Annotated in this window: 8 protein-coding genes and 1 pseudogene; 8 read left to right on the top strand and 1 reads right to left on the bottom strand. The window is 45.0% G+C overall.

Translation table 11 applies throughout. The features are described from left to right. Positions 1-51 precede the first annotated feature (51 nt). A pseudogene (locus WQ57_RS07400) lies at positions 52-1227 on the bottom strand (CDP-glycerol glycerophosphotransferase family protein); the annotation flags it as partial. A 432-nt stretch (positions 1228-1659) separates the two neighbouring features. Here WQ57_RS07400 and tagD point away from each other — a divergent pair. The 8 genes from tagD to WQ57_RS07360 all read left to right on the top strand — a co-directional run bounded on the left by tagD (position 1660) and on the right by WQ57_RS07360 (position 12448). Next, positions 1660-2058, top strand: a complete 399-nt coding sequence (gene tagD / locus WQ57_RS07395; RefSeq protein ID WP_046523096.1) for a glycerol-3-phosphate cytidylyltransferase — start codon at positions 1660-1662, stop codon at positions 2056-2058. After that, on the top strand, positions 2051-3265 hold the full coding sequence (locus WQ57_RS07390; protein ID WP_046523095.1) for a CDP-glycerol glycerophosphotransferase family protein: 1215 nt from the start codon (positions 2051-2053) through the stop codon (positions 3263-3265). Before tagD ends, WQ57_RS07390 begins: the two co-directional genes overlap by 8 nt. Before the next feature lie 204 nt (positions 3266-3469). Then, on the top strand, positions 3470-4480 hold the full coding sequence (gene galE / locus WQ57_RS07385; protein WP_046523094.1) for a UDP-glucose 4-epimerase GalE: 1011 nt from the start codon (positions 3470-3472) through the stop codon (positions 4478-4480). 32 nt (positions 4481-4512) lie between these two features. Continuing rightward, positions 4513-5304, top strand: coding sequence for an ABC transporter permease (locus WQ57_RS07380; RefSeq protein ID WP_046523093.1), 792 nt, complete (start codon positions 4513-4515; stop codon positions 5302-5304). A 24-nt stretch (positions 5305-5328) separates the two neighbouring features. After that, positions 5329-6999: an ABC transporter ATP-binding protein gene (locus WQ57_RS25680; RefSeq protein WP_052948675.1), complete on the top strand. Its 1671-nt coding sequence runs from the start codon at positions 5329-5331 to the stop codon at positions 6997-6999. 5 nt (positions 7000-7004) lie between these two features. After that, positions 7005-8189: a glycosyltransferase gene (locus WQ57_RS25675; RefSeq protein WP_052948674.1), complete on the top strand. Its 1185-nt coding sequence runs from the start codon at positions 7005-7007 to the stop codon at positions 8187-8189. Then, positions 8170-10839, top strand: a complete 2670-nt coding sequence (locus WQ57_RS25670; protein ID WP_052948673.1) for a bifunctional glycosyltransferase/CDP-glycerol:glycerophosphate glycerophosphotransferase — start codon at positions 8170-8172, stop codon at positions 10837-10839. The genes WQ57_RS25675 and WQ57_RS25670 overlap by 20 nt, the downstream gene beginning before the upstream one ends. Positions 10840-10906: 67 nt before the next feature. Then, positions 10907-12448 carry a glycosyltransferase family 2 protein gene (locus tag WQ57_RS07360; protein WP_046523092.1) on the top strand — a complete coding sequence of 514 codons (1542 nt, stop codon included), beginning with the start codon at positions 10907-10909 and terminating at the stop codon, positions 12446-12448. The last annotated feature ends 187 nt before the right edge of the window (positions 12449-12635 follow it).

The following is a 12635-nucleotide window of genomic DNA, read 5'->3' as shown; positions in this document are numbered from 1 at the left end:
CATAAAACCCTAACGGTTTTAAGCAAAAACCCCCAAGGTCTCCCAAGGAGGTTATTGGCTTGCCTGCTGCTTAAAAACCTTTTCAACCACCCTTCTTGAAGCTTCTCCATCTTCAAGATAACAAAACCTTTGGTAAAACTCCCCAAAGTTTGGCGGCAAAGCGGATCCTGCAAAATCCAGCCTTTTTAGCTGCTCAACTACTTCTTCTGTTGTTTTAACGAGCGGCCCTGGCGCTTCGTTTTCAAAATCAAAGTAAAATCCCCTGAGGTTGTCCCGATAGCTTTCAAGATCATAAACAAAGAAAATCATTGGCCGCTTCAGGTTTCCGTAATCAAAAAAGACAGAGGAATAATCGGTAATAAGCACATCCGAAACCAGGTAAAGTTCGCGGATGTCTTCATAGGCTGAGACATCATAAGCAAATCCCCTGTAACCAGATAAATCAAGGTTTTCAGCAATCAAATAATGCATCCGCAGCAGGACAATATATTCACTGCCCAGCTGGTCTCTTAAATAATCCAAATCGAGTTTTAGATTAAATTTATACTTCCCTTTTTCGTGGAATTCATTATCCCTCCATGTCGGCGCATAAAGAATCACCTTTTTCCCCGGAGGCAAAGCAAGCTTGTCCTTGATTCCCCCAATCACTTCAGCTGTATTGTCATTATGAAGGAAGTCATTCCGGGGGTAACCCGATTCAATCATTTCCTTGTTAAAATCGAATGCCCTGCGAAAGATATGCGAAGAATACGCATTAGGAGAGATCAGGTAATCCCAGCGGCTTGATTCTGCCAGGAAGTTTTTTTTGTACTGCTCCGTGTCGGTTCCCGGCATGAGCACTTGTTCCATGTCGGCTGCCAGCCGTTTCAAAGGCGTTCCATGCCATGTCTGTAAGTATACGGTATGACTTGGCTTTGGAATCCATAATGGCAGCCGGCTGTTGGAAACCCAATACCTGGCCCGTGCCATTAAAAACAGCCATTTTAGTGAAAAACGATCGACCGTTTCTACCTCTTTCCCTTCAAAAGCAGAACGGAAGCGAGGGTCAATACTCCAGTACATTTTATAACCTGGATTATTTTTTTGCAGATATTCATATATGGCCCTTGGGTTGCAGCTGTACTGTTTCCCCAGAAAGCTTTCAAAAACAATCATATTCTTGTCCGCCGGCAGCATTCCAACCAGCTTGAATACCCCTTTATACGCTGTTTTTATCAGGTTCATTCGTTTAAATTTCGTCAGTATGTTTCCTATCATCACGCTATTTCCTTCATCTTGATTTATTCATCCCCAAATGGCTTGGACGATGGTTATAGAATACCACTGTTGTTCGGTGAATGGCAAAAATCCTTTTATGACATTTTTCTCCCCGTTTTGCAATTTCCTTGTAACCTCTTTGTCTTCCTGCCGTCATATTCTTTTGGTAGCATCAAAAACAGCATATTTCCGGCAAATGCGGGTATTGAAAGTTTATATTGGACTATCCAGCAATCCCCACCTTGTCACAGAATGCTTTATCCCTTAAAATTGTGTAAGTATGCTTTTAGCCCGAAAACAGAGCGGGCTGGAGCTGCCGCAGTAATGCTTGCGAATGATTGCACAAATTCTACATTTAAAATAAATAACCCATTCAGGACTGTAATAATAGGAGGTTATATCATGAAAAAGGTTCTAACATACGGAACATTCGATCTGCTTCACTATGGACATATCAATCTGCTAAAAAGAGCAAAAGACCTTGGTGACCATTTGACAGTCGCCATTTCCACTGATGAATTCAATGCACTGAAAAAGAAAGAAGCTTACCATAGCTTCGAGAATAGAAAGATGATTCTTGAATCCATCCGCTATGTTGATAAAGTCATTCCTGAAAATACCTGGGAGCAAAAGGTGCAGGATGTATTAGAACATAATATTGATATCTTCGTGATGGGAGATGACTGGAAAGGCAAATTTGACTTTCTGAAGGAGTACTGTGAAGTCATCTATCTCCCAAGAACAGTAGGCATTTCCACCAGCAAGATTAAAAATGACTTATTTAAGGTGACAAATGGCTAGAGAAATCGCGGTCTTTCTTTATCTGCGATTGATATCAATATTATTTGCATCCTTCCGCTTTTTCCCGGTTCAGCGGAAAGTGGTCTTTGTTGCTTCTTTTGCCGATAATAATGTAAGCATTTATCAAGAAATGCAGCGACAAGGTGTTAATTGCCGGACTGTCTTTTTAACCACCAGGAAGGTGTATCCTCATTTTGCAGGATTTACCGGGGCGGATAAGCTTTTATTTGATATCCGGCACTTCGCCCAGTTTGTCACATCCATCTATCATTTGGCGACGGCCAAGGTAGTCTTTGTGGATAATTACTATGGATTTCTTGCTGCTGCAGCGTTTAAGGAAGAAACAACATGCATCCAGCTCTGGCATGCAAATGGTGCAGTCAAGAAGTTCGGACTTGAAGACCATTCGACAGAAGGCCGGAGCGAAAATGCGAGAAAACGGTTCAAACAGGTATATGACCGGTTTGACCATGTTGTTGTCAGCTCAGATGCCATGGCTCAAATCTTCCAGCAGGCTTTTGGGCTGAGCGGGGAAAAAATCCTGAAAACAGGTGTACCAAGGACAGATGTCTTTTTTAACAAGAACGCCCAAAAGCAGGCATCCCAAAAGGTATATCAGCAGTATCCGCAGCTGGCAGGAAAGAAAGTAGTGCTTTATGCTCCAACCTACCGCGAAGAACAGCTCGACTCCTTTGAATTGCGGCTTAATCTTGACCTGCTGAAAAAAGAGCTGGGAAATGACTATGCATTGCTGCTGCGCCTTCATCCGGCCATTAAAAACAGCGTAATGCTGAACGACGACCTTAAGGATTTCGTTTTTGACGTCTCAGGCTACCCTTCTTTGAATGACTTGCTTTTTATTACTGACTTGTTGATTAGTGATTATTCCTCCATACCATTTGAATTTTCACTGTTGAATAAGCCGATGCTCTTTTTTCCTTACGACCTGACACACTACAGCAAAACCAGGGGATTGTGGGAGGATTATCATCAATTGGTGCCAGGCCCAGTCGTTCTTTCGACTGCAGAAATCATTAAGGCCATCCAGCATCATGAGTTTGATTACGATCGCCTAAAGGGCTTTAACCATAAATGGAATGAGTATGCGCACGGGGAATCCAGCCAGAATATTGTAGCCTTTGCCAAAGCTCACCTCGGACTGGAAGTTACAGAGCAGGTAAAAGTACAGTCGGATTTATCCCATTAAAAAGGGCCCTTATCTTATAAGGGCTCCTTTCTGTATCTGGATGTCTCGACATCCGGTTAATGGAATGAGGTTGTCAAACTATTTTTATCTCCCCAATTTGGGTATAATTATAGTTGCTTAACGCCAAGAACAAAAAGCTGCAAACTTCGACAAAGGTGAATGAAATCATTCTCCGCTTAAAACTTTTCAGGGAGAGGTATCGTCATGAAAATTTTGGTAACAGGAGGCGCTGGCTACATTGGCAGCCACGCGGCCGTAGAACTTTTAAACAATGGATATGAGATTGTGATTGTTGATAACTTGTCAAACAGCCAAATGGAATCCATTAATCGAGTTAAAGAGCTTACAGGAAAGGAATTCCCATTTTATCAATATGACTTGCTTGACCGCGATTCCTTGGATAAGCTGTTTGAAACCCATAAATTTGATGCTGTCATGCACTTTGCCGGCTTAAAGGCCGTTGGGGAATCTGTTTCCATCCCATTAAAGTATTACCACAATAATTTGACAGGAACGATTATCCTTTGTGAAGTAATGGCGAAACACAATGTCAAAAAGATGGTATTCAGCTCTTCGGCAACGGTCTATGGACATCCGGAGCGTGTTCCAATTGATGAGTCCTTCCCATTATCGGCGACCAACCCTTATGGACGCACCAAACTGATGATTGAAGAAATCCTGCGCGACTTGCATGTGTCTGATTCTTCATGGCGTATCGCATTGCTTCGCTATTTCAATCCAATTGGCGCTCATGAAAGCGGAAGGATCGGAGAAAACCCTAATGGCATTCCCAATAACCTGATGCCATACATTACACAAGTTGCCATTGGCAAACGGGAACAGCTTTCTGTTTTCGGAAACGACTATGAAACACATGATGGCACAGGCGTCCGCGACTATATCCATGTCGTCGACCTTGTAAAAGGCCATCTGAAAGCCCTTGAATATTTGGAAAAGAACGAAGGAATCGAAACATTCAACCTCGGAACTGGCGCAGGTTACAGTGTCCTTGAATTGGTGGATGCTGTCAGTTCTGTCGCTGGAAAGAAAATCCCTTATCAAATAGTGGACCGCCGCCCTGGAGATATCGGCGTTTGCTACGCTGATCCGGAAAAAGCAGAAAAGCTTTTGGGATGGCGTGCAGAAAAGAACCTGCAGGATATGTGCGAAGATTCATGGAGATGGCAAAGCCAGAATCCAAATGGATTTGAGTAAGTCCCCTATTTGCCAACCGAAGGAGAAAATTTATGTTTGATGTATACAAGGAATTGTGGACTCGTCGCCGGATGGTCCACACTCTATCCTTACACGAAATGAAACGGGAATATGCTGGCACCCTTTTAGGGTTTGCATGGGGACTTGTCAATCCGCTGATGCGGATTGCGGTATTCTGGTTTGTCTTCAGTATCGGAGCCCGGGCGGGGAGGCCAGTCGATGGCGCTCCCTTCTTCGCATGGCTGGCAATTGGCATGGTGGCCTGGTTTATGCTGAACGATGGCTTCCGGTCATCGAACAAATCGTTCCGGAGCAAGCGCAGCCTGATTAAAAATACACCCTTTCCAATCGCGGTCCTGCCAGCTGTCCAGATTTTGTATAACTACTATATGCACCTGATTCTGCTTGTGGTCATGCTTGTGGTGATGGCTTTTACGGTGGATTCATTCTCGGCCTATTGGCTGCAGATCCTGTATTATGACTTTGCCGCCTTGATGCTCCTGCTTGGACTCGGGTCGGTCACAGCCCCGCTGGTTGCCATCAGCAAGGACTTTGGGCGCTTTTTGGATACCGTTCTTGTCTTCCTGTTCTGGATGACGCCCATTTTCTGGTCCATTGACAATCTGGGGAAATATGCGGCGATCATCAAGCTGAACCCGTTCCACTATATTGTCCAGGGCTATCGGGATTCAGTCTTCTTCAAGGTCGGCTTTTGGGAACAGCCTCTATATACCTTGTATTTTTGGGTGGTTGTTTTCCTGCTCCTTATCCTGGGGAATTACCTGTACAAGCGAATGAAGCCAATATTCCTTGATATATTGTAACGTGTCGCGAAAGGCGGAAAAGTTATGAGTGTCGCAGTCAGTGTCGAACATCTGACCAAAAAATACAAATTATATGAAGATAAGTGGGGCCCGATTAAAGAAGTCGTTTCAAGGAAAAAACTTCACAAGGAATTTCTGGCCCTTAAAGATTTTAGCCTCGACTTTCCAAAAGGCGAGGCCATTGGCGTTTTAGGAAAAAACGGTTCGGGTAAATCTACTCTGTTAAAGATTATCACCGGGATTGCCGACCCAACGTCCGGCAAAGTGAGTGTAAATGGTTCCCTAGTCTTTCTCGATGTAAGTTCGGGGATTGATGCCGAGCTTACCGGCTATGAAAATATCTTCATGAAAGGCATTCTTTTGGGCTATACAAAAGATGAGATGCTGGAAAAGGTAGATGACATTATAGAATTCTCGGAATTAGGGGAATTTATAAACCAGCCGGTCAAAAATTACTCAGCCGGGATGAAGGCAAAGCTGGGTTTTGCCATATCAGTAAATGTTGACCCTGATATCCTGATCGTCGATGAAGCACTTGCGGTGGGTGATTCCATGTTCAGGGCCAAATGCATGAATAAGATGAACCAATTTAAGGAACAAGGCAAGACAATCATCTTTGTCAGCCATGACCCGAATGCCGTTGAATCCTTTTGTTCAAAAGCTGCCTGGATTCACCAGGGAGAATTGATTACCTATGGAGATTCAAAACTCGTGGGTTCCATTTACAATGATTTTATGGCCGGAAGAAGAACCATTGAGGCCATTAAATCAGAACTGCAATTCATCCATGCCATTGAGCAGGTTAGTGCAACAATGACCGAAAATGGCTATTCCGTTCAGGTTGGCGGTTATTTATATGGCAAGAATGAAACTGAGGCCAAATCCTTTGAACTGTTGCTGCGGGACAAGCGCACAGGCGAATATCGTTCCATACCGTTGTCTCCCGCTCCTTATGAAGGCTCCTCTTCCCTGCCCGAGAGCGTAAAAAAACACGCCGGCTTTTCTGCTACCGTCACTGAGAATCAACTCGCCGGGCTACTAAAGCCAGGGTCATTTGTGTTTTCGGTCCGGTACAGGAACGAAGAAAATCAATGGACAGAATTTCCCCTCCGTTCCGGCGCCTTCACTAAAATGGACAGTGACAGCCAGGAGCAAACGAGCGGCAGGTTTTTATATAAAATGCAGGTTGCAGCCAGCCAGTTAAACCTTGTGGTGGACAATCATGACAAAGTCCAGCAGCAGGTGAACAAAATGTGGTTTGAAGGCAATCTCCTCCATGTAGAAGGAGTCGCCTTTATCAGAGGCTATGAAACCAAAACAGCAAGTGACGTTTCTGTCAGCCTGCACCTGGTGAACATGGAAACCTTTGAACAAAAAACCTATCCTGCTTCCATGAACGAAACGGAAGAAATTACGGAGAACCAGGCTTTCAATCCGCAGGGGAAGAATTACAATTACTCACAGTTCAATGCCGTCATCGACCTAAGCAAACTTGAGCCAGGTCAGTATGAAAGCAAATTGACTTACGTGATGAAAAACGATCCTTACCATGAGTTTTTAATTTTGGTATGGGCTTCTAAAGGAAAAGAATACCCTTCAGAAACAAAGATAATCGGTGATCGTGAAATCGAGATCAAGACAGGATCCAAGTACCTCAAACTGGAGGTAAGGAATCACGGATACGAGGAGCAATAAACAGTATGCCTAAAAAAAACATTGTTTTTGTGTTAAATGAATATAACGGCCACGGGGGCGCGCAGCGTGTTGCCTCCATTCTGGCAGATGATTTCGTTCAAGACGGACACCATGTGGCCGTCTTGAGCATTAATGAGCAAAAAGATGCCCCAAGCTATTTTTCAAAAAACATACCGGTTACGGTTCTGCATAAGGATGACTACCGTGCAACCTTGCCAAAGGCGATTTCTCCCAATCTGAAATCATTAAAACTAAAAACGGTAGCTTCCGAAATCAACCGGCGAATCCAGCTTTCCAGGCGCCGTAAGGATGTTGGGAGATTCTTTGACCAGTACGGGAGCGAAGAAGTGTTTGTGATCGTTGTCCAGGTTTGGGGTATGCAATGGCTTCAGCCTCTTCTTTACCGGCCAAATATTAAAGTGATCGGGCAAAGCCATGAAAGCTATATCGCGGCCAAAAATTCGCTTAGATATAAACGGATCCTCAAGTATTATCGCCAGGTTTCCAAGTTCCTGCTTCTTACCGGGAAGGATGCTGACCATTTTGAAAGCCGGGGCTTTCCAAATGTGGGCGTGATGTACAACCCATCTCCGTTCCGGGCTCAGGTTGCCGCCGATAAGCTATATCGGAATAAAACAATTGTTTCAACTGGCAGGCTTGTCGACGATAAAGGCTTTGATGTCCTTATCGAGGCGTTTGCCCGGGTTGCCAGCGATCTACCTGAATGGCAAGTACATATATACGGAGAGGGTCCTGCGAAAGAATCATTGCAGAACCTGATCAGCATCCTTGGAATGGATAACCGGGTGATTTTGAAGGGACAGACAAAGGATATACAATCTGCCTTGTCCTCATCAAGCTTTTTTGTCCTTTCCTCCAAGGCGGAAGGGCTGCCTATGTCCCTGATTGAAGCACAATCCTGCGGCCTCCCATGCATATCCACCGACTGTGCGCCGGGAATTCGCGAGATTGTGGATGACTATAAGAGCGGGTTTATTACTCCGGTCGGGGATGTGCCTGTGCTGTCGCGCCAAATCAGGAGGCTTGCATCCGACCCTGCCATGTTTTCCGAATTCAGTGAGCATGCCTTCATAACCAGCATGAGATTTGAGAACGAAACCATTAAGAATCAGTGGTATGACCTTTTTGACGAACTGGGAGGACAACAACATGTTAAGGAACGTGCCTAAAGAACAATCCAATCCTAAACTCTCGGTCGTTGTCATCGCATTTAACAATGAGCTATATATTGAGGAAGCTTTGGAGTCTCTTCATGAACAGACATTTGATGACATGGAAGTAGTAGTAGTCAATGATTATTCTTCCGACCGGACGGGTGAGCTGATTGACCGCTTTGTGGCGGACAAGCCAACATTCAAGGCCATTCACCTGGAGGAAAACAGCGGCGGGTGCAGTACCCCCCGGAATACAGGGATTGCCCATACAACGGGAGAATACGTGATGTTTCTTGACGGGGATGACTGGTATACGGTGGATGCCTGCGAAAAGATGGTTGCCGCGATTGAACGGACAGACTCCGACTTTGTCGGCGGACAGGTGATTAGAACCAACACATACGAAATTTGGTACCACAAGCAAATTTATTCCGTCGAACGGACGAACATCAACATTCGCGAGTTCAGCATGCTGCTGTTTGACAGCTTGTCCGTAAACAAGATTTACAAACGGTCATTCCTTGACAAGCATAAGCTGCGTTTTCCGGAAGGAATCCATTACGAAGATATCATTTTTACAGGGAAAGCCTATTTCCTGGCCGGCTCCATTAGCTTTATACCCGAACCTGTTTATTACTGGCGGGTCGTTGAAAACGCCGATGCAAAGTCGATTACCAACCGCCGGTTTGAATTTGACAACTTCAGAAACCGGATTATCGCCCACCGGATGTTTGATGAATTCCTGCGCGAGAATGGAGACGTGCTGTATCAGCATAACAAAAACAATAAATTTCTGCGCCATGACCTGAAACTATACACCAATGATTATCTCCTGTTTGATGAAGAATACAGGCAGCAGTTCCATCTGCTGATTCATGAATACATGCATGAAGCGATGGATGAATATGCCTTCATCAAACTTCCCGAACGGGAGCGCATCCTGTATTATCTGCTTTATATCGGGGACAGGGAAGCGTTTGAGGATTATGTCGCCTATATCAATGGCTTGCCCACAAAGCAAGAGCGAGTGTATGCCATTGGCAGACAGTATTATTTTCGTCCTAGCCTGCCAGGTAACCAGCATGAAAAATTCCTTGGCATAAATCAGCCGGAGATTGACTTTACGCTCTCGGAAATCCAGCTGACTGAAGACCGTTTATCTTTTAGGGCAAAGGCTTTAATGAATTCTGTTGCCAGCTCTTCCCTTACGTATAAATGGGGTTTAAAGAACCGGCAGACAGGAGAGCGAGTCCAAGGCGCGATGTCCGAAAGCGGCCTGATCCAGTTTTCCCTGAATGATGTATCTCCTGGCAATTACTATCTATCTTTATATGTGAGCCACCAGGGCAACGTCCATAAACGGCTTGTCAAACGGGGAATGATTGAAGAGCTGCCTAACACAAAGGTGGAGAACAGCACTCTTTCCAAGTCATTGTTCATTAACCAAAAGAATTCATTCGCAGTAAAGGTGGAGCCTTTAAAAACGTGGGATCAGCTAAAATGGGCATACGAGCGGAGAAGGAATACAGCAACGGCCAAAAGGAACAGCATCCTTGATACGCCGTTTGCAAATTACCTTAAAAACCTGTACCGAAAGCTCCCTGTACGCTCTGATTGGGTGCTATTTGAAAGCCATATGGGCAAACAATACAGTGACAGCCCCAAATATATTTATGAACAAATGCTTGAAGCCGGCAAGAAATACAAATACATCTGGTCTCTTGAGCAGCCCGGGAAAGTGGATATTCCAGGCCCGGCCATCAAAGTGAAAAAACACAGCCTGCAGCATTACTATTATCTCGTTCGTTCCAAGTTTTGGGTTGATAATCAGGGGATTGCCCACCTGGCAAAAAAGAGAAAAGATCAGGTATATGTCCAAACCTGGCATGGGACTCCATTAAAAAAGATGGGGTATGACCAGAAAACCCGGCCAAGCGAAACAGAGCTGAAAAGGCTGAAAACCCAAACGAAAGCCTGGGACTATTTTATTTCTCCAAACCCTTACAGCACGGAGATTTTCCGGAGGGCCTTCCGCTATCCTGGTGAAATCCTGGAAACCGGCTATCCCAGAAACGATTTATTGTTGAAGCAGCCGCCGGAAATAATTGAAAAAGCCAAATCTTCCCTGCGCATTCCCGCAGGAAAGAAAGTAATTCTTTTTGCGCCTACCTTCCGCGACTGGGATCCAAATTCATTCCAGAAAACACTGGAAGATATCCAAACGCTCAGCGGGAAAATTGGACAAGATTCCATCGTGCTATTGCGTCTGCATTATTTGCTGTCGAATATGATTTCACAGCATAATTTGCCAGCCAATATTATCAATGCATCCAACTACCAGGATATTCAGGAGCTATATCTGATATCCGACTTGCTGATAACCGATTACTCTTCTGTCATGTTTGATTATGCCCTGCTGAAGCGGCCGATTATTCTTTACTGCTATGACCTGGAGGAATATGTTTCAAGAAGAGGAACGTATTTCAGCCTTGAGGAAAAAGCACCTGGCCCGGTATGCAGGACCATTGAGGAAGTCTATGATTTCCTCAGCCATCCTGAAAAACTAGGCAGTTATCAGCAGGAGTTGGAACGATTCTCTGCACAATTTGGCGTTGTTGAGGACGGAAACGCGGCGCAGAAGGTCATCGATGAAGTCTTTAAGTAAACATTGGAAAAGAGAGTTGCACATCCTGCAGCTCTTTTTCCTTCTATAAGAGATTGGAGGCGGGACAATGCCTAAATTAGTATCAGTCGTTATTCCTGTTTATAATGCTGCTTCCTACCTTGAAGATTGCCTGAATTCCATTCTCGGGCAAGACTATGAGCAGCTGGAGCTGATTGTCATCAATGATGGATCTCCCGATGATAGTGAGGAAATCATCCGGAAGTTTGCCGAAAAGGATTCCAGGGTCAGACCCTTTGCTCAAGAAAACCATGGCCTTGGGTATACCCGAAACCGGGGCATCTCCCTCAGCAGCGGTGAATATGTATTCTTTCTGGATTCTGATGACCTGGTGCCTTCTGGTGCCATTAAAACCCTGGTGGAATCAGCGGAAGCCGCCAACGCCGATTTTGCAGTGGGAAAGGTTCACCGGTTAACCGAGGAGCGCCGCTATGTTCCAGTCAGGCATAAAGAGTTTAACCTTTATGAAAAAAGTGAAGCCACTTCCCTGCTGGAACATCCCGAGCTGCTGCAGGACAGCATTGCCTGCAATAAATTATGGCGGCGGGATTTCCTCATCAAGCATGGCCTGAATTTCACCGTAGGCAAATACTACGAAGATCTTGCTTTTACCCTGAGAGGGGCCGTTCTCGCAGATAAAATTGCGGTAACCAGCAAGCCAGTCTATTTATGGCGTGTCCGTGAAGGCGAGGACAGTCCCTCGATCACCCAGCAGCAGATGAAGCTGGAAAACACGAGGGACCGCCTCAATGCGCTTCTCCAAAACCGGGGATGGCTGGCAGAGACAGGCGCGAATGATAGAATCGAAGCGGAACATGACTTGAAAGCCCTCCTGGATGTACTGCGGCTGCATGCAATCAAATATGAATTAGTCCCTCAACAGGAAAGGGCGGAATGGGAGCAGATGGTTCTTTCCTTCCTGAAACAAATTCCGGAGAGCACGGCGGAAAGGCTGCCCAACAAAGAAAAGCTGCTATATGAAATGCTGACAAAAGGCCGTTTTAGGGATTTGCAGCTATTCTCGCAAATGCATACAAATACGGAGACCTCCCCCATTGTAAGGCAGGATGGGATGAGATTTATCCTCCAGGGAGAGCAGCAGCAATATGATGTTACCCCTTTCTTAAAGCCTGTGGTTGTAATCAGGAGTGTCAAAACGGACCCTTCCAAATGGATGCTGGAAGGAGAATTGACTGTCCCGAAGGCAAGCATGCCTGTTAACGGGATGCTTTATGCGGCAAGCCGGGACAGCCATTCTTCAAACTTACGCTTGGCCTTTTCGGCAAAGCCTCAGGGGGATGGCAGTGTCTATCCTTTCGAGAGACAAATTATAAACGTCGAGCTTGATCCAGGTCTTTTCCCTTTAGAAAAGAATGCAACGGTCTACGATGTATACTACTCTATCGGGGATTCCGGGCGGCACCTTCCTGCCCGAGTGCGGCTTCACCCGTCTGCCAAATCTCCTTCCATTCTCACAGATGGGATTGCTTTTTCATCTGTTTACCGGACAAACAATGGAAACCTCAGCCTTAAAAGGCAAAAACTGACTGCCAAAAGCCTGATAAAAAAACTGATAAAAAAACTATTATAATCCTCTAGTAAGACAGAGATTTGCCTGAAACCGGCAAATCTCTTTTTTTCTTCGGTACATTTTACCATTCCACAAATTCGTAAAAATTTTTATATCCCTTCATGAAAACAAATGATAATATAATTGTCATAGTTTGTTAATATTACAAAGTTATTACAAGATTGGGAGTGTCGCCGCAACTGCCGGA

The organism is Mesobacillus campisalis (genome assembly GCF_000986785.1).
Lineage (GTDB): Bacteria > Bacillota > Bacilli > Bacillales > Cytobacillaceae > Mesobacillus_B > Mesobacillus_B campisalis.
Note: the sequence above shows the minus strand (reverse complement) of the source record. Positions and strands in the feature narration are given on the sequence as shown.